The 20,339-nt window shown below is 41.9% G+C and carries 10 protein-coding genes; all 10 read left to right on the forward strand.

Annotation, left to right across the window (positions count from 1 at the left end):
* The first annotated feature begins 398 nt into the window (after nucleotides 1-398).
* The 10 genes from QM629_RS10965 to QM629_RS11010 all read left to right on the forward strand — a co-directional run bounded on the left by QM629_RS10965 (nucleotide 399) and on the right by QM629_RS11010 (nucleotide 19,973).
* Nucleotides 399-1,484, forward strand: a complete 1,086-nt coding sequence (locus QM629_RS10965; protein ID WP_415159911.1) for a phosphotransferase enzyme family protein — start codon at nucleotides 399-401, stop codon at nucleotides 1,482-1,484.
* A gap of 533 nt (nucleotides 1,485-2,017) precedes the next feature.
* Complete coding sequence (locus tag QM629_RS10970) at nucleotides 2,018-2,575, forward strand: RNA polymerase sigma-70 factor (protein ID WP_415159912.1); 558 nt, start codon at nucleotides 2,018-2,020, stop codon at nucleotides 2,573-2,575.
* Nucleotides 2,576-2,830: 255 nt separating this feature from the next.
* Nucleotides 2,831-5,062, forward strand: a complete 2,232-nt coding sequence (locus tag QM629_RS10975) for an alpha-L-fucosidase (protein WP_415159913.1) — start codon at nucleotides 2,831-2,833, stop codon at nucleotides 5,060-5,062.
* 128 nt (nucleotides 5,063-5,190) lie between these two features.
* The gene (locus QM629_RS10980) at nucleotides 5,191-6,336 is read left to right on the forward strand and encodes a FecR family protein (RefSeq protein WP_415159914.1); all 1,146 of its coding nucleotides are present in this window, start codon (nucleotides 5,191-5,193) and stop codon (nucleotides 6,334-6,336) included.
* A gap of 317 nt (nucleotides 6,337-6,653) precedes the next feature.
* Nucleotides 6,654-9,956, forward strand: a complete 3,303-nt coding sequence (locus tag QM629_RS10985) for a TonB-dependent receptor (protein WP_415159915.1) — start codon at nucleotides 6,654-6,656, stop codon at nucleotides 9,954-9,956.
* A gap of 21 nt (nucleotides 9,957-9,977) precedes the next feature.
* The gene (locus QM629_RS10990; RefSeq protein ID WP_415159916.1) at nucleotides 9,978-11,756 is read left to right on the forward strand and encodes a RagB/SusD family nutrient uptake outer membrane protein; all 1,779 of its coding nucleotides are present in this window, start codon (nucleotides 9,978-9,980) and stop codon (nucleotides 11,754-11,756) included.
* Nucleotides 11,757-12,397: 641 nt separating this feature from the next.
* Entirely contained in the window at nucleotides 12,398-15,463 is a 3,066-nt protein-coding gene (locus QM629_RS10995; RefSeq protein WP_415159917.1) for a SusC/RagA family TonB-linked outer membrane protein, read from the forward strand.
* 11 nt (nucleotides 15,464-15,474) lie between these two features.
* Nucleotides 15,475-17,085 (forward strand): RagB/SusD family nutrient uptake outer membrane protein, encoded by a 1,611-nt coding sequence (locus QM629_RS11000; protein ID WP_415159918.1) that lies wholly within the window; start codon nucleotides 15,475-15,477, stop codon nucleotides 17,083-17,085.
* 122 nt (nucleotides 17,086-17,207) lie between these two features.
* On the forward strand, nucleotides 17,208-18,917 hold the full coding sequence (locus tag QM629_RS11005; protein ID WP_415159919.1) for a hypothetical protein: 1,710 nt from the start codon (nucleotides 17,208-17,210) through the stop codon (nucleotides 18,915-18,917).
* Nucleotides 18,918-19,019: 102 nt separating this feature from the next.
* Nucleotides 19,020-19,973 (forward strand): DUF1080 domain-containing protein, encoded by a 954-nt coding sequence (locus QM629_RS11010; RefSeq protein WP_415159920.1) that lies wholly within the window; start codon nucleotides 19,020-19,022, stop codon nucleotides 19,971-19,973.
* Nucleotides 19,974-20,339 lie beyond the last annotated feature (366 nt).

Raw genomic sequence — 20,339 nt, forward strand, 5'->3', positions numbered from 1 at the left:
GATATGTTTAAAGCCTGCAGATAGACCTCACCTAAATCCTCTCCAAAGGAGAGGACTTCCGACGCCCTGAAACTCATAAAACATGCAAAAAATCATGTTTTTTTCCTGCCCTTCTCCTTTGGAAATGCAAAGCATTCATTGAGGCAATTAATATATATATGCACGAAATAAAAGGGTTGGGATGAGGTTGAAATAACAATCTAAGCTTATCCCGAACTCACGTTAAGTTAAAATGCATCTGAACAATAACCCTGTAATCAATTTTAGTAAATAACTCAAACAACTTCTAAATTCACGCTTTAAAATTTTAGCAACCGTTTGCGCATTATTTTGCATTAATTCTTTTTTATGTTTGGGTTGTTAACAATTTAAGCCGGTTGCCGCCTCAAAATGAGATTATGACGAATGATATTCCAAACGCTTATGGATTGAATGCTGTAGCTTCAATAACACCATTTGGTGATGGGTTAATTAACAATACATGGAAGATAGAAGATGCGGAGAAAGGCATATTTATCCTGCAGAGAATAAATACAGGCGTTTTCAAACGCCCGGAATATATTTCAGACAATATCAAGGCTGTATCCCATTATCTTTCCGTTCATTGCCCGGAATATTTTTTTTGCACGCCTGTTACCACCACTATGCTGGATGACCTTGTTTATACAGCAGATGGATGCTACAGGATGTACCCTTTCATTAAAAATTCGCATACCATTAATGTTGCAGAAAATGCAGGCCAGGCGTTTGAAGCTGCCCGCAAATTTGGCGAGCTTACCAGGTTGCTGGCAGGTTTTCCCGTATATAAATTAAAAATCACACTTCCTGATTTTCATAATATATACCTTCGCTATAACGATTTTCAAAAAGCGGTTGCAAAAGGCAATAAAGAACGCATTCAGCAATCTTTACCGCTTATACATTTCTTAAACAGCCAGCAGCACATTGTTGCAGAATATGAGCAGCTAAAAACAGCAAACGCTTTAAAGCCCAGGGTTACGCACCACGACACAAAAATCAACAATGTATTGTTTGATGATAATAATAAAGGCATTTGTGTAATTGATCTCGACACTTTAATGCCCGGTTATTTTATAAGTGATGTGGGCGATATGATACGCACTTATATTTCCCCTTATGGCGAAGAAGAAAAAGATTTTTCAAAGCTTGAAATGCGCGAAGATTATTTTGCCGCCATTGCAGAAGGCTACCTGCACGAAATGGGTAAAGAATTAAATGAAACCGAACTGAGCCATTTTGTTTTTGCCGGCAAGTTTTTAATTTATATGCAGGCTTTGCGTTTTCTTACCGATTATCTTAATAACGATGTATATTACGGCAGCAAATATGAAGGCCACAATTTTTTGCGCGCCGGCAACCAGGCGCATTTACTGCAATTGCTGATTGAAAAAGAAGAAAAATTTCAGGAGATTGTAAACCATATTGCCTCTGTTAAAAGCCGCCATCTGTCACTGCCTGAATAAAGGCATTTTTTAAATATAGCAGCTTGCAACCAGACCGTAAAAGCTGTGATTATTGTAGGGAAATGCTAACAATATTATAAACGAGCCTTTGCCTATACCTTGGATAGATATATGTAAAGGAAGCCTCTCTTGCCATATTGCAAAGCAATAATATATGACAATGGAACTTTTTGCTGTGGCTAAATTTTGTTACAATTTACTTCTGCTCTTTTTCTTTTGAACAGGCTCTTAATCATATTTCAGTTCCACCATGCTTTAGCAACAGGTATCAATAACATAATTGTGAATAATCGTTGTATTGTTTTTTCAATTTTGGTTAAAAAATACGCAAACGTATGCATAAGCATTCGTCTTTAAAAACAGATAAATTAGCAAAAAATATTTATTTCCAGGCCAGCTTAACCAAAACGTGGCGGAGATATTTTTAAAAGCTGGAAAGAAAATGCTCATGGCATTAGTGTCCTGAGGGAGTTTACAAAAAGACTTAAAAGTATTTTGACACAAACTGCAACGATTCGAAATATAACATACTAATGGAAACTGTGCGAGATTATTCAGGGCTTACGGATAAACAACTATTGATATTGTTAAAGGAGGGAAATGAAAATGCATTTACGGCTATATATGACCGGTATGCTGAAAAGCTTTTTGCCATTGCCTTTAGCTTCGCTAAAAGAAAAGATGTTGCCGAAGATATGGTGCAGCATGTTTTTATGCGCCTATGGGATAGGCGTTATTCAGTAGAAATTAATTCTTTGTCGGCTTATTTAGCTACTGCAATAAAATTTTCTGTTTTTTTATATCTGCAAAAAGAGTTTAGAAGAATGGCATTATTGGAAAAGATGCCTGCCTTGTGTGTATCCCATTCCGGAGAATCTGATATTAATGTTTTATTTCTAAAGGCAACACTTGAAAGAGCAGTTCAGTTATTACCTGAAAAATGTAAAATTGTTTATCAATATAGCAGGGAAAACGGAATGCCTGTCAAAGAAATCGCAGAAAGAATGCACCTTGCGCCCAAAACGGTGGAAAACCATCTGTTCCGTGCCTTGCAGACACTTAGGGCAGCGCTGAAGAATGCCTGTTTTTAAGTTATATTCTTCCTTATTATACGCTTCCTTTAAAAAATCGCATGCTGTTGGGTGTAATCCCTTCTTCGCAATACCTATACTTAACCCAAGAGCAAAAAACGCAGGCGCGTTGCAGTTCCCCGTTTGATTATCCGTTATATATTCTGACAGGCCGGCAATTAAGCGGTTCGTGGGTTGGGGTAAAAGTGTATCTGTAAAATTTATGAACAAAAGTTCCATGCCTTTCGTGGTAAATACAGTATTAAAAACAAACAGATGAAAACAGCAGCATGTCTGGCATCACTTGTGATCGCTTTTCAGTCAATAGCGCAGCAGGCAGATACTATTCAATACCGCCATACAACTCCTGTAAACAAAGGCGACGGTAAGGCGGTGATTATTAATAAAGCTGCACACGTCATCCCCACTGCAAATCAATACATCGCCCTAAAAAATGAATTTATTGCATTCGTTCATTTTGGTCCGAATACATTTACCGGCAGAGAATGGGGGACAGGCGGGGAAGACCCAAAAGTGTTTGACCTGAAAGAGCTGCATACCAGCCAATGGTGCAAAGCCATGAAAGCTGCAGGCATTAAGATGGTTATTCTTACCGTGAAGCACCACGACGGTTTTGTAATATGGCAGAGCCGCTATACCACGCACGGAATTATGTCGTCTGATTTTGAAAACGGTAAAGGCGATGTGCTGAAAGACCTTTCCGCATCCTGCAAAGAATACGGTTTGAAGCTGGGCCTCTATCTTTCTCCTGACGATCTTTTCCAGATTGAAAGCCCCACAGGATTGTACGGTAACCTGAGCAAATACACCATGCGCACCATTCCGCGAGAAGTGCCGGGCAGACCGTTTGCCAATAAAACAAAATTCCGTTTTCTTGTAGATGATTACAACGAATATTTTCTCAACCAGTTGTTTGAGCTGCTGACAGAATACGGTCCTATATACGAGGTTTGGTTTGACGGCGCAACGCCGAAAACAAAAGGCGGGCAAACCTATAATTACAAAGCATGGGAAACGCTTGTACACAAGCTTGCGCCCAAAGCCGTGATGTTCGGACAGGAAGATGTACGCTGGTGTGGCAATGAATCGGGCAAGACGAGAGCCACCGAATGGAATGTGCTCCCCTTCTCTTTCAATCCCGATACTGCCAATCATTTTCCCGATCTGAATGCCGATACATTAGGCAGCCGCGAACAGGTGTACAAAGCGAAGTACCTGCATTACCAGCAGGCGGAAACAAACACTTCCATTCGCGAAGGCTGGTTTTATCGCGACGATTCCACACAAAAAGTAAGAAGCGCCGATGATGTGTTCGATATGTATGAAAGAGCGGTTGGCGGCAACTCCACTTTTCTTTTAAACATACCGCCCAACAGGCAGGGCAAATTTTCTCCCGAAGATGTAAAAGTGCTGAATGATGTAGGCAACCGCATCAGGGAAACCTACGGCGTAAACCTGTTTGAACACGCCAAAGGACCGGCAGCCGTTTTAGATAAAAGCGATGAAACTTATACGCTTGTAAAAAGCAGCAAGCCCTACATCATTGTTACAACACCGTCGCCTGTAACCATAAACCGCATTGTATTGCAGGAAGCGGTGGCAACGCACAGCGAACGTGTAGAGAAGCACGCAGTAGATGCATGGATAAACGGGCAATGGAAAGAAATTGCCGCAGCAACCAATATCGGCTATAAAAGAATATTGCGTTTCCCGGAAACAACATCCGGCTGTTTCAGATTGCGCATTTTAGAGTCGAGGGCTACACCGGCTATCAGCCATTTTTCTGCGCATTATTATAAATCAAGGCCGCCGCAGCTTCAGGTAAGCCGCGATGCAAAAGGCATGGTAACCATAGAACCTTTAAAAGAAAATTTTAACTGGAAGCCCCATGGCGAGCATGCATCGAAGAACCTGAATGCAGACGCTAAAATTTATTATACGCTCGACGGCTCAGTGCCTACAACATCTTCTGCTTTATACACAGAACCTTTCCTGCTGGATAAAGGACAGGTTACGGCGGTTGCTATTGACAACAACGAGCGCGGAGCGATCGTAAGCAATACATTCGGTATTGCCAAAGGCGGCTGGAAGCTGTTGCAGATAAGCAGCGAAATCAGGAACCATACAGCATTGAGCGCATTTGATGCAGACAATGATACGTGGTGGCAATCGAAAGATGACGGTTTGCCGCAATCTATTACCATTGATTTTGGAAAGACATACACCATAAAAAGTTTTGCCTATACGCCCCAGAATAAAATACGTGGCGGCATGATGGCAAAAGGAATTATACAAATAAGCAAAGACAGGCAATCATGGGCAGACGCCGGCAATTTTGAATTCGGTAATCTTGTAAACGATCCAACCACCAGAAGCTATATTTTCCCAAAGTCTGTAACGGCAAGGTATGTACGCGTGCAGGCGGCTGCATTTGAAGGCGCAGGCAATTTTCTAACTATTGCCGAGCTGGATTTTTTTGAGCAATAGTTGGTTGTTGTATTGTGATATGGGTGCTTTATAATCATGAGCATAAGCATATTGGATAGTTTTCATTTTCTTAAAAAAAATAAAATTTTCATTGAGTGTAAAGCGCCTTTCATAATACCTATTGACAGATGAATGAGAAATTGTTACAGGAATTGATAAACAAATACTTTTCGGGAACGGTTTTGCCGGAAGAAGAGCAACTGTTGCAAGAATGGTATGAAAGCAGCATTCCTGACAAAATTATTATTCCATTCCTTTCAGAGATTGAAAAGAATGAGCTAATGAAGCGAATGCGCACCCGTGTTCGGGCATACGCCCGTGGGCATACACGGCAGGCGGCAAAAAAGAATATATGCTTCCGTATTATTCCAGTTGCAGCTTCCATTGTTATTTTACTGGGAGCCGGTTATCTTGTTTATCAATATTCATCCATATTTCATCAAAAGAATGATAATGAGCGGGCAGCTGTAAAAGAAGATATATTACCCGGGCACAGCGGTGCAATATTAACCCTCGCAGATGGCTCAAAACATGTTTTAGACAGTGCAGGTAACGGTGTTTTAATCAGCCAGGCTGGCGCTTCTATAACCAAACAAGGCAACCAGATCATATACAGCAAAGTGGCAGGTAAGGCGGCAACCGTTGCATATAACACCCTGATTGTACCGAAAGGCAGAGCGTTTAAGATTATTCTTCCGGACGGCACCAGCGTATGGCTTAATTCAGCATCGTCGCTCAGGTATCCGACAGTATTTGCCGGAAAAGAACGGGTAGTGGAGCTGGAAGGAGAAGCTTATTTTGAAGTGATACATAATGCACAGCAACCTTTTAAGGTTAAAGTAAATAACACTGTTATTGAAGACATTGGCACTTCATTCAATATCAATGCGTATGCAGATGAACCTTTTATTAAAACAACGCTTATAAAGGGCAGCATAAAAATTTCCAACACAAATGTATCCGGAGTGCTGAAACCAGGCGAACAAGCAGTTACTTCTGCGTATAAACTAACTGTTTCTACTGTAGATACCGGTCAGGTGCTTGCCTGGAAAGACGGCTTTTTCCAATTTGACGATGCGGACCTTTATACCATTATGCGCCAATTGGCGCGCTGGTATAACATTAAGGTATCGTTTGAAGGAAACATACCATCAAGGAAATTTTATGGCCGTATTAATCGTAATATGAATCTTTCCGAAGTATTAAGCCTCCTGATGCAAAATCAGGTACATTTTGATATAGATACTGAAAACAGATTAATTGTAAAACCTTAAAATATGTATGTTATGAACACATAACCGATAGATAAAGGGGTAAAAAAAATCGGAAGTGTTGACAGCACTTCCGACAATAATACTTGGGTACCCGATGAAACAAACCGTTCAAGAATATTCTATTAATGTAATCAACCAAACAAAGTAAAATTATGCATTTAAAAGCAAAACCACTACTGGTTATGAAAATGACTGCTATTATGTTGCTCGCAACTTGTTTGTCGCTTTCGGCACGAGGGCTTTCCCAGCAAGTAACTTTTTCAATGAAACATGCGTCGCTAAAAGCGGTATTTAGCGAAATATCGCGGCAGACGGGCTTGTCAGTATTTTGTGATGAATCTTTATTAAAGGATGCAGCGCCTGTAAGCATTCAGGCAAAGCAGGTTTCTGTACAGAATGTGCTTAATGAATGTTTGCATAATCAAAAACTTCAGTTCCGTATAGAAAACGGCGTCATCTTTATAGAAAGAAAAACTGAATCTTCTGCAATTGATGTGGTGTCTCCGATTGGCAGTTCGCAAACATTGGCCGAAATAATGCATGGAAAAGTGACCGATTCTGCCGGAACTCCTATTGCCGGCGCTTCCGTGATAATTATCGGTTCTAAAAAAGGCACGGTTACAAACAGCAAAGGCGAATTTTCCATCAGCGCAAATAAAGGAGATGTTCTGGAAATCTCTTATGTGGGATATGATACAAAAAGAATAACCATTGAAGGGCCTGAAGAAATTAATGTTCAGTTGAAAGCAGTGATTTCCTCCCTCAGCGAAGTAATGGTAGTTGCTTACGGCACACAAAAGAAAATTAACCTTACCGGAGCGGTAGACCAGATAAACAGCAAAGAAATTCAGGACAGGCCTGTTGTGAACATTCCGGATGCATTGCAAGGCAAGATGGCAAATTTAAATATTACAACAGGCTATTCAGGAGGCGCTCCCGATGCAAAGAAAAGCCTTAATGTAAGGGGTTTTACAGGATTATCCGGCACCCTTGCAAGCCCCCTCGTGATTATAGATGGTTCGGAGGGCGATATCAATTCCATCAATCCCAACGATGTGGAAAGCATCAGCTTGCTGAAAGATGCTGCGTCGGCTGCCGTGTATGGTTCAAGGGCGCCAAACGGCGTGCTGATCATCACTACCAAACAGGGAAAGAAAAATATGAAGCCGAGGGTTACTTATACAAATAATTTTTCTTTTGCTCAGTTATTGAACGAGCCGACGATGTCCAGTTCATTAACTTTTGTAAACACCATGAATGAAGCCTATACCAATGCAGGTATATCGGCATTATTTCCGGATTCGGTCATAACCCGCATCAAAGCCTACATGGCGAATCCTTCAACTACTGCAGGAACAATACAAGTGTCGGGATCAAATGCATGGGCAGACTATGACCCTACCTTTGGCAATGCTAACACAGACTGGTTTAAAGTATATCTGAAAGATTGGGCTACTGCTGCTCAACAGCATAATTTAAGTGTACAGGGGGGTGGAGAAAATTTCACTTATTATATAGCAGGCGGTACCGAAGGAAAAAGCGGTATGTACAGATATGCGTATAACGATTATACAAGAAATAATATCAGGGCTAACCTGAATGCTGATGTAAATAAATATATCAGCATTGGCCTTAAATATTCTTATGCTCAGGAAAACGATAAATATCCTTACAGCGGAGGATCAAACACAGGATATAACTGGTTCCATCAGGTTGCCCGGTTATGGCCTATCATACCGGTAAAGGCGCCCAACGGCGGCTATATGCAAGCCTCCTATATACCACAATTATCCGAAGGCGGAACCAATACAAGCCGTAACAATATCAGCAATATTATTGGAGACATTACCCTCAAGCCATTGCCTGGCTGGGAGGTACTGGGTCATTACAATTACAATTATCAAAGCTATAATATTGCATCTTCTATTCTGCCGTACTATTATTCTACGCCGGATAACCCAAGCACTATGAGCAGTACGGTTTCTTCCATCACAAAAGAATATACCAATACTTCCTATTTTAACTGGAATATATTTACAAGTTATGAGAAAAGTATCAATGGTCATCACTTTAAAATATTAATGGGAGAACAACAGGAAAAGAAAAATTATGCCGGGATTACAGGATATAACCAAAATTTATATAATACGGCACAGCCTTCCTTATCGCTTACTTATGGAACGAATTCAGCTACTGATGACGAATATAGCTGGGCAACGATCAGCTCAATCGGCAGAATAAATTATGATTATAAGGAAAAATATTTATTGGAGCTGGATGCAAGCTATATGGGCACGTCTTTATTTCCGGATAGCACAAGGTATCATTTATTCAAAGCGTTTTCTGCAGGCTGGAACATATCTAAAGAAAACTTTTTTCAAGGGCTTACTCATGTTATTAATAATCTCAAATTCCGTGTTTCTTATGGAGGGTTGGGCGATATCTCCTATTTCCTAAATGCGTCTAGTTATTATCCTTATTTAAATAACTTAAATTCAAGAGTAGCTACATCTACCTCCTGGATATTTACTCCTTCTAGCGGCGGGCGTTCGGCAGATGTATATAATCCCACAAGCCTTATCAGCCCTACGCTTACATGGGCAAAGCCTTCCGAACTGGATTTTGGTGTGGATATTGATTTCTTGCAGGACTTCAGCGCTACTTTCGATTGGTACAGGAAGAATATTACCGACCAGTTCGGTACTTCCTACGACTATCCTGCCACATTGGGCATCACTGCCCCTACGGTTAACAATGCTGCTTCTGTTACCAAAGGATATGATATAACCGTAAATTGGCATCATCAATACGGAAAATTGGCGTTGAATGCGAGAGGTACATTTTCCCGCTATTCAGGGAAAATAACAAAATGGGATGGAAATTCAAGCAAAAGCATTGGTTCATCTTATACAGGGGAAAAAATCGGTGCGATTTGGGGTTTTAAAACCGTAGGAAAATTCCAAAGTGCAGATGAGGTTACCAATGCTCCCGACCAATCGGAAATCAATTCAAGCGGATACGAGCCCGGAGACATTCAATATGCTGACTTAGATAAAGATGGAGTAATCACCTATGGGGATAATACGGTAAGCAACCCGGGAGACCAGACAATTATCGGTAATACTACGCCCAAGTTTTTTTACGGGCTTACTTTAGGCGCACAATATCAGGGTATTTATGTCAGTGTCTTCCTCCAGGGCCAAGGGCATACAGATTACTGGCCTACCAATAACTATTTTTGGAATGTAACTACGGAATATCAGAGCACGGTTACACCCAAAATTGCAGACAGGTGGACAACGAGTAATCCAAACGGATATTTCCCGCGCTTAGATATAAATAACGGGTCGAGCAAAAACATGGTTACCCAATCCGGATATTTATTAAACGCAGCTTATATGCGAATCAAGAATCTGCAATTGGGATATACGATCCCGGATAAGTTTTCCCAGAAATATCATTTTTCGCAATTTAAAATATACGGCAGCATAGATAACCTGGCAACTTTTTCCGGTGTATTCAAACATCAGTATGTAGATCCGGAGCTGCTGCAATCCGATGAAAAAATTTATCCGTTGCAACGTATTTTTTCTATTGGCGTGCAGGTAAATATTCTTTAATACTATTTAATTTTTTATACGATGAAAGCAAAAAACATTTTTCTTTTATATCTTTTATCAGGAGTCTTATTATTCTGCTCATGCAAGCGCGATAGTTTCCTGGACCTTACGCCATCTGATGATTTAGCTACCAACGCTTATTGGAATACGGCCGCCGATCTGGAAAACTATGCCAATAGTTTTTATGAAATAACTAATGTATTTCCCCGGTACAACAGTTATGGCAGCTTAGGTATTTATAGTGTGGATGATAACAGTGATAATATGGTTCCGTTAAGTGTCAATAGCAGGTTGAACGGGCTGAATACCGTTGCTTCAAATGGCGATTATGCCAAGTGGACAGATATATACACCGTGAATTACTTCTTGGCAAATTATTCCAAAGTTGATGCCGAAGCGAGTGCAATTTCTGCTTATGTAGGTGAAGCTTACTTTCTCAGGGCATGCCTGTACTTTAATGGCGTAACGTCTTTTGGCGATTTACCATGGATAAATAAACCATTGACGACAGACGACACGGCTTTGATATATTCGCCCCGTCTTTCAAGGCATATAATTATAGATTCTGTAATAAAGGATTTAGACAGCGCTATTGCTTTATTGCCCACAAAATCCAACGCTTCCGCCATGCGTATATATAAGGAATATGCCCAGGGAATGAAAGCGCGTATCTGCCTTTATGAGGGTACATGGGAAAAATATCATGAAAATGATGATTTTGGCGTTTCGGGGCAAGATGGAACAACATATTTACAGTTAGCGGCAGAGGCGGCAGATGCTGTTATAAGCTCGGGCACTTTCCAGTTAGACAATGTTGGGGAATACAACGGGTACTTCAATTTATTTAACCAAACCGACTACAGCAGCAGCAATGAAATTATGTTCTGGCGCGCTTACAATCAGACAGACGGCTTGATAACTTACTGGCAAAATTATTACCAGTTTGGTTCCGAAGGTACCTGCGATGATGGAATATCAAAATCTTTGGTAGATGCTTTTTTATGCACAGATGGAAAACCCATAAGCCTCAGTTCCTTATATGAAGGGGATGATTCCTTGTCCCAAATTGTAGCTAATAGGGATCCAAGATTAAGGCAAAGCATATTTATGTATGGCGATACGGTTGTAGCTAATGAAAGCGGCATTTCAGGCTCTATTAAATATTTTACTTATCCTGCCCTGGTATCCGGAGATCCTAATACAACCGGGTTCCAAATCAAAAAAGGTCTTAATACCGATTATTACCAGGATTCACATAATAGCACCGGAGGCACCGATGGTACCATCTACATGCGCTATGCAGAAATATTGCTCATCTACGCAGAGGCCAAGGCGGAACTTGGAACAATTACTCAAAACGATATTGATATTACAATAAATGAATTAAGAGCCAGAGTTAACATGCCTGATCTGACTTTGACAGGCATTCCCACAGATCCTGATTGGCAGTTTCCCGATTTGTCCCCCATTATCAATGAAGTCCGGAGAGAAAGACGTGTAGAATTGGCATGTGAAGGATACAGGTTGAACGATTTGATGAGATGGGCTGCCGCAGGTAGTTTAATAGTAAATTATCAGCCCCTGGGCGCTAAGGAAAATCAATTTGCTACAGTAATCTCAGATTTGGAAGTGGGCACAAATATATATACAAATACCGACGGATATATTTTACCGTATGCCAACACCAGCAGCATGGCTGATGGTTATCAGTTCAATACAGGCAGGGATTATTTACTACCAATATCTCTAAGCCAGATTACAAAAGCAAATGGAAAAATAAGCCAAAACCCGGGATGGTAAATACCCCTTCCCCTGTAACAGTTTTTGTGATATGGATAAACCTGGCCGGCTATACAAACAATAGATATTAAAGAGGTAAGAGAACTTAATTTTTAAATTATTTTCAGAGAGAATGGGATGATATAAGCCTGTTGGAAAGCTATCTGAGCATGGATGCTGATAGCTTGGGTATTTACTATGCCCTGAATAACATTCTGATACATCATCTATGCACTATAATGGGTCAGTTAAGGTTAAAGAGGTACAGCCATTTAAGAATAATGCGGCTGCAGGAAAACTTTAATTGCTTCGAGGGAAATTTTAGAAGAAAGAACCAAATGGCTGAGTCATTTTTAGTGCTGTAAAAAGAGTGCATTTCTAAAGCGGCTGGTATCAGCGTTATAGCGCAATGCGATATTCAGAATCAGACTTCTGCTGTTGTAGTTGTTCTTATTTGTTTAAAAATCCCTGAACTATATACTGTGGTTAGGCAGCCAGAAAATCTGAAACAGCCAGGCGCATCAAAATTCACGCAAACGATTGTTTTTAAAATTCAAACGTTTGCATAGCCATGCAGCGTTTTTAAAATGTTCTGTTAAAGCAAATCTTGCCCATCTTAGTAAGCCATTAACAATTCTTTAATCATAAAATAATAATGGCTTATGAAGATGCAAGCAAGATTTTTCTCATTTGGTTTGCTGCTATGTATAGCGGCGCTGCCTGTAATAACTTTTGCACAGCAAAAAATTTCAGGTAATATTAAAAGCGACAGCACCCATGAACCGTTGGCGGGCGCTTCCATTACAGGCGCCGGTGGTGCAAGCGCTGTTACAGATAACTCCGGCAACTTCAATATTGCTGCTTCGGCAGGCGATGTATTGCACATTTCTTATGTTGGCTACAGCGCTCTGGATTATACGGTTAAGCAAAACGAAGGCTTTATTAACATTTCACTCCGGCCATCGCCAGACCAGTTGAACGATGTGGTGGTGGTGGGTTATGGCACACAAAAGAAAGAAAACCTTACAGGCGCCGTTACCGCCATAACTGAAAAGCAGCTTGCAAACAGGCCTGTAACAAGCGTGGGCAATGCCTTGCAGGGCACCATGACGGGCGTAACGGTAACGGCATCTGCCAGTGGCCAGCCGGGCAGCGATGCCGGTACCATTCGCATAAGGGGCATAGGCACTTTAAACAATGCCAATCCTGTTATTGTGGTTGACGGCGTTGTTACAACGCTTGACAACCTGAATAATATCAATCCGGATGATATTGCCTCCATATCTGTTTTAAAAGATGCCGCCTCTGCCGCTATTTATGGTTCAAGGGCGGCGAATGGCGTTATTCTTATTACGACAAAGCTTGGTAAAAAAGGCATTTCACAAATTACCTATAACGGTTATGTGGGCAAGCAGAGCGCCAATGGCCTGCCGGATTTCCTGCCCTCCTGGCAAGCGGCTACATTGTATAACCAGGCCCTGGAAAACGAAGGCACCACATTGAGATGGACGGATGATGAAATACAAACCTTTAAAGATGGTTCAGACCCCTATAATTATCCAAATACAGACTGGCTTGGGTTATTTTACCAGGGAAATGGCATTCAGCAAAACCACTACCTTGGCGTAAGCGGCGGAAATGATAAAACGCAGTATTCATTGTCATTGGGCCTCTTTGATGAAAACGGGCTGGTTAAAAAAACGAATGCAAAAAGATATACGGCACGTTATAATGTAAAATCGCAGGTTACCGATAAGCTTTCCATAACGGGCAATATGGCCTTTACATATTCATCGCAAAGGCAGCCGACTAATCCCTACACCGGCAATTTTACACAGCTGGTAAGGCAGATAAACAGGATATCGCCAACCATTCCGTATAAATATGAAAATGGTTATTATGGCTATATAAGCGATGGCAGCCCCATGGCATGGCTGGAAGGAAAGAGTGAACAAAACTATAACTATTACGACCTCTTAAGCAATATTGCAGCAGACTGGTCGCCGGTTAAGGATTTGCACATCCGCCCTTCTATTGCTTATGTAATGAAAGCTTCGCACAGCAAGAACTTTATAGCCGACCAGCAATATTATGATGCCGACGGCAACGAAACATTTTACCAGGGGCCAAACTCGGTTACCGATGCAAACAGCTTCATGAATACGGTTACTATGCAGGGCCTTATTGACTACAGCAAAACCTTCGGCGATCATAACTTTAAAATTTTAGGCGGCTACTCGCAGGAATATAATAAATACACGTACGATGATGGCTACAGGAAAAGTTTCTTAAATAACCTGCTCACCGATGTTAACCTCGGTTCAACTGACGGGCAAACAACAAGCGGCTATTCTTATGAGCTTGCCCTGCAATCATATTTCGGGCGCTTAAACTATGATTATAAAGGCAGGTACCTGCTGGAAATAAATCTCCGTTATGATGGCTCATCAAGGTTTGCGCCCGCTAACCGGTGGGGCCTGTTCCCTTCCTTTTCTGCGGGATGGAATATTGACAGGGAAGATTTTTTCAGCAATTTAAAATCAACGGTATCTGCTTTAAAGCTGCGCGGCTCCTGGGGCAAATTAGGAAACCAAACGCTTAGCTCCAGCCTTTCAGTTGACCAGCAATATTATCCGTACATATCGTTGATATCCGGCAGCCAGAATTATATTTTCGGCGGCACAGACGCTACAATTGCCGCTGGTGTGGCGCCCGTTGATGGTTCTAACGCAGATATAAAATGGGAAACTACCCGGGAAACAGATATAGGCATTGATGCAGGTTTTTTGAAAAACAAAATCACTGTAACGGTTGATTATTTTAACAAGCTCACCGATGGCATATTATTAAGCATTCCTGTGGGCGCCGCGTATGGCCTTACAGCGCCTGTGCAGAATGCAGCTACAATATCAAACCAGGGCTGGGAGTTTTCTGCGGGCTATAACGGCGGCCATAAAGACTTTACGTATAGCGTAAACGCCAATGCCACATTTATAAAAAACACGGTGAAAGACCTGCAGGGCACAGGCCCCATCATCAGCGGCTATACCTATTATGATGTGGGTGTTCCGTTCTACTCTTTATATGGATATAAGGCAACGGGTATTTTCCAGTCGGATGAGGATGTTTCCAAGGCGCCCTATCAAAAAAGCACAACGGCAGCAGGCGACCTGCGTTATGCAGACATTGATGGTAATGATACGATCAACAGCGCCGACAGGGTAAACCTTGGCACGTACTATCCAAAAGTTACTTTTGGCTTAACCTTTACAGGCCAATGGAAAGGCATTGATATTACCATCTTCCTCCAGGGCGCCGCCGGCGTAAAGAACTATACAGATGTGGGCAAAATAGGTTCCGTCAGCTCCGGCGCAGGCAAGCCTACAACAGCCCTGCTTGATACCTGGACGTCGGAAAACACAGGCGCCTCGCTGCCGAGGATATGGTATTCTTATACGCAAAACGATCCAAGCGGCACGCCATCCTCTTTCTGGGTTAAAGACGGTTCCTATGTAAGGTTAAAGAACCTGCAGGTGGGCTATACATTGCCTGAAAATATCACAAAGAAAATAGGTATAAATAAGCTGCGCTTTTACTACAGTGGCCAGAACATTTTAACGTTTGACCATTTATATAAATGGGTTGATCCCGAATCGCCCACCACAAGCAGCATTTATTATTACCCGCAGGTAAAAGTAAACACCATTGGCCTTAACGTAACCTTTTAAACTTCCACATCATGAAAAAGACATTTGTATATTTCATATTATTTATTGCAATAGCCCAATCGGCCTGCAAGAAAGATTTTCTTGACCGCAATCCCCTGGATGCGTACAGCAATTCTTCGCTTTGGTCTTCCCAGTCAGATGCTTTGGCCGCTTTATATGGCTGCTATAATGGCGGCACCGACCCTTCAAGCGGAGAAAGCGGCTGGGAAACAGATTACAGTATTTACTACCTGGATGCCGTATCAGATAATGTTTACAGCCAGTTTTACTGGGAAGGCTACCAGGATTATGGCAACGGTACCGTAACATCATCTGACGGGAATGCTTATACCAGGTGGAATTATAAAACCATTCAGCGCTGCAACTGGTTTTTAGAAAACGTGGATGCCACGCCGATGGATGACACCCTGAAAGCGCAGTATAAAGGGGAAGCCCGCTTTTTAAGGGCCTACCAATACTTTATCATGTCGCAGCTATATGGCGATGTACCGCTTGTTACAACCACCATTACTACCGAAGAAGCAAATGCCGTAACAAGAACAGCAGCAGCCGATGTGCGCAGTTTTATTGTGAGCGAACTTGATACGATTGCAGATATTTTACCGGAAAGTTATTCAGGCAGCGATGTGGGCCGCATCACCAAAGGCGCAGCGCTGGCTTTAAAAGCAAGAATAGAATTGTTTGATGCGGATTATGCTTCTGCCATTACAGATTATGAAACGGTAATGGGGCTGGGCTATTCCTTGTATTCGAGCTATGCAGACCTGTTTCGCATAGGCAATGAAAACAACAGCGAAGTGATTCTTGATGTACAGTATAAAGAAAATGATTTTGCAAACTGGCTTCCGGGCGTAATGGCCACATCATCGCAGGGAGGCTGGTCATCGCTCGATCCAACACAATCAATAGTGGACGCTTATGAAATGAGCAATGGCAAAACCATTGATGAAACAGGCTCGGGTTATGATGCTGACAACCCTTATGAAAACAGGGATCCCCGCCTTGCTGCCAGCATTGTTTACCCCGGCCAGCTATACGAAGGGTTTTATTACAATTCAATTGATGCAAGCTCAGACGATTACTATAACGGAGATAACAATTCCAAAACAGGTTATCTTATAAAGAAATATATATCAAACCTGTCAGAAGATTACAGCGATATGTGGAACACCGGTTTAAACGTGATCGTAATACGCTATGCGGAAGTATTACTGGGCTATGCCGAAGCCAAGATAGAGCAAAACGACATAGACGAATCGGTATATAGCGCCATTGATGCAGTAAGAACCCGTGCAGGCATGCCGGAAGTGGACAGGACGGTATATAACAGCCAGTCAACTTTAAGAACGCTGGTAAGAAGGGAAAGACGGGTGGAACTTGCCTTTGAAGGCTTGCGCTGGTTTGATATACAGCGCTGGAAAATTGGCAGTGAAGTAAGAAACGGAACCGTTTACGGCATACGTCCCGGCACCGTAAATGCCTCTACGGGCGCCGTAACCTATTCCGGCGACAACATTTCAGTTGAAACCCGCACGTTTAATGAAAACAGGGATTACCTGTGGCCGGTGCCCCAATCGGAAATTGATATTAATAACAGCCTTACGCAGAACAGCGGCTACTAAATCCTCAAAACTTTAATCATTAATGAAGGCAGCGTTTTTTTGGCGCTGCCTTTTGCATTGTTGTGAAACTGTGCATAACCGTATCCTTTTTTTATACCCGCCTTTAAAAACTTCCCGCAAATTTGTGCACAATAAATACGCTTATCCCGAAGATGGAACTTACGCTTAAAAATTATAAAACGGGTTTACCAAAGACGCTGCTGAAACACGCAGAAAAAAATATAGTAAGAGAATGCGATGAAACAAAAGCCGGCCATTATGTTGCTTACGTGGATGAAGGCGACGACAGCTTTGATGTTTCCTTAACGCTCTCAAAAGATGGAACAATAACAGCGCATAGCTGCGATTGCAAAAATGGCCGGCAGTTTTGCAGCCATGCAACGGCTTTGTTATTAAGCATTATATCAGGAAAAAAATCCAGCCCGGCGGTAAAAGGCAAAAAGAAAATAAGCCCGGCAGAATTACTGCTGGATGATGCACCGCCTGATAAATTAAAAAACTGGGTAAAAGACCTCCTGGCGGTGAATAAAGATATTGCGCTTGCTTTTATACATCATTTTTCCCCGAAGAAACATTCTTATACAATAAAGGAGGTAGAGCAGGTAACGGTTGAAGCGGCAAGATCAGTAATAAAAAAGAAAAAGAACATTGACCTTACAGAAGTTAAAAACGTGCTCAGCTTATGGAAGCAGGTGCATGCCCCTGTCACGGAAGCATACGGCGCCAATACAGGCGATGAGGATTTATTCCTCAATTTTCATGCATTAATGGAAGCCTGCCTTAACCTTATTGCCACTTTTAAATTCCCAGGCACAAAGCCCGTAAAATATGTAGAAGAAATACTGCAGCAGCAGGTAGAAAACATTAATAATTTATACAGCGAAGAAGTGTGGGAAAAGGCAACCGGCTATTTTATAAACCATCTTATTAACGAGAAGCGTACCGTAAGGATGCACTATCTTATTCATCTTAAAAACATAATAACCATTGCCGGTGAACCGAGAAGAAAAAAGCTGGCAGACAGGCTTATTAAACAGTATGCCCAATATAATCCCGAACATCCTGTTAATGGAACCGCTTACACGGAAACCTTATTCGGAATAGCGGAAACTTTTAATTACAGCAACGAATACCTGACTGTTTTTAAACCGGTGCGTTTTAATAATGCATATAATGAAAAGCTGATTAACCTGCTTATACAAAACAAACAGTACAGGCTTGCAGAAAAATACGCCATTCAGCAAACAGAAGGTAATTACAGGGAAGATTATAACATACCTTATTTTTTGCTGCTGAAAAAGATATATAAAGAACAACCCGATGAAGCCAAACTGGCTGATGTGCTGTACGCGCTCTTTCCGCATACATTCGATTTTGAAGACTACCTTTTTATAACCAGCCGGATGAATGAGGAAGAAAAGAAAAAATGGCGCACGAAAATGCTTGCAAAGGCAAGGCATAACTCAGGTTATAATAAAGCAGCCATGGAGTTTGCCTTCCGGCTTTCGGATCATGAAAAAAAGCATAAAAAGATGATTGAATATATTGATTCATACACGCCATATACAATCATCCTGCGTTATTTTGAGCCGATGGCGCTTGTTGATAAAAATGGCTTGCTCAAAAAGATTTTTGACCGGGGCAATAGTTATTCCCGGTATGACGAAGAAAATGATGAGCAGCATTTTATCGCGCTGTATGCATTAATGCTTAAACATTATCCAAAAAATTTCCTGCAGGCCGCTGTTAAGCAAAGAGAGAGCGACCCGTGGTTTTTCAGGAGAAATGATTTTGCTGAATATATAAAGAATGAACTGCAGGCTGAAAAGTAAACCCAGGCTACAAGTTGCAGGTTTCAGGATTACGCCTTAAAAACAGCAGGCCTTTTTTGTTTATATATTTTCAGCTACATTTAGCCATAATTATTCAGCTATATGAAAAGTGTATTTGCACCATACTGCTTTATCTGCTTTCTTTTTTGCTGCGGAACAATAACCGGCAAAGCTGGCATTGTAAACAGCGATTCGGCGGTTTCCATCACCGGCAGGTGGGATATAACCATTTATGACGACGGAAAAGAATATCCTTCCTGGCTGGAAGTGCAGCATTCAGGCTTTAATACACTGGTGGGAGAATTTGTAGGCATTGCTGGCAGCGCAAGACCGGTATCAGAAATTGATTTCAGCCATAACATATTAACCTTTTCCATTCCGCCGCAATGGGAAAGCGGGGCCGGCAATCTTTCCGTTAAAGCTGAATTGCAGGCGGATACCCTGGCCGGTAAAATAACCATGCCCGATGGAAAAGTAATGAACTTTAGCGCAGCGCATGCGCCAGACATGCGCGTTACCGCGAAGCCAGCCTGGCAAAAGCCGGTTACGCTGTTCAACGGAAAAGATTTAACCGGGTGGCATGCAGCCGGCAAGGTCAATCAATGGATAGCCGGCAACGGTATTTTACAAAGCCCGCATTCGGGCTCCAATCTTATAACAGACCAGGCATTTAAAGACTTTAAGCTGCATATTGAGTTCCGCTATCCCGAAGGCAGCAACAGCGGCGTTTACCTGCGGGGAAGATACGAAGTGCAGATAGAGGCCAGCCATGGGGGTGAGCCTTATAAAGGCGTATTCAGCGCGGTATATGGTTTTATTGCCCCCGGCGAAATAGCAGCCAAAAAGCCCGGTGAATGGCAAAGCTATGATATAACGCTTGTGGGAAGAATGGTTACCGTGGTTGCCAATGGCAGGACCGTTATCTGCAACCGGGAAATTCCGGGCATTACCGGCGGCGCCATTAACAGCAAAGAAGGCGAGCCGGGGCCGCTTTTATTACAGGGCGATCATGGTGCGATTGAGTACAGGAATATTGTAATTACACCGGCAAAATAAATACGGCAGGCCGGCATAAAATTTATACAGGCGCTTTACGAAATCCGGTCGGCCCGCAATAGTGGCCTTACTGAAGAATGCAGGAGCAAATACCCATTCAAACCATCCATCAAACCGGTTTTATCGTGGCAGTTATACATTGGCATCCCGTTTTTACAGGATATAATATGACATTTACGATCTCACATAAATGATATTTTCTGTTTCGTTCCGTGGTTTTTATTGACGTTTATTATAGTAAACAGGGCAGACGCATTAAAATTTTAAAGGCATAAAAAGAAGCGTAGCTTCGAAAAAATATTGTAAAAACGGGTTTCAACCCGTTTGAAACCATCAAAATGTTGTTGAGAGCCATCGGCTCGTTAC

This window comes from Parafilimonas sp. (assembly GCF_047606085.1).
GTDB lineage: Bacteria > Bacteroidota > Bacteroidia > Chitinophagales > Chitinophagaceae > Parafilimonas.

Coding starts and splice junctions, on each gene's coding strand:
- QM629_RS10975 (WP_415159913.1), top strand. CDS start 2,831: ATGAAAACAGCAGCATGTCTGGCATCACTTGTGATCGCTTTTCAGTCA.
- QM629_RS10965 (WP_415159911.1), top strand. CDS start 399: ATGACGAATGATATTCCAAACGCTTATGGATTGAATGCTGTAGCTTCA.
- QM629_RS10980 (WP_415159914.1), top strand. CDS start 5,191: ATGAATGAGAAATTGTTACAGGAATTGATAAACAAATACTTTTCGGGA.
- QM629_RS10970 (WP_415159912.1), top strand. CDS start 2,018: ATGGAAACTGTGCGAGATTATTCAGGGCTTACGGATAAACAACTATTG.
- QM629_RS11010 (WP_415159920.1), top strand. CDS start 19,020: ATGAAAAGTGTATTTGCACCATACTGCTTTATCTGCTTTCTTTTTTGC.
- QM629_RS10995 (WP_415159917.1), top strand. CDS start 12,398: ATGAAGATGCAAGCAAGATTTTTCTCATTTGGTTTGCTGCTATGTATA.
- QM629_RS10990 (WP_415159916.1), top strand. CDS start 9,978: ATGAAAGCAAAAAACATTTTTCTTTTATATCTTTTATCAGGAGTCTTA.
- QM629_RS11000 (WP_415159918.1), top strand. CDS start 15,475: ATGAAAAAGACATTTGTATATTTCATATTATTTATTGCAATAGCCCAA.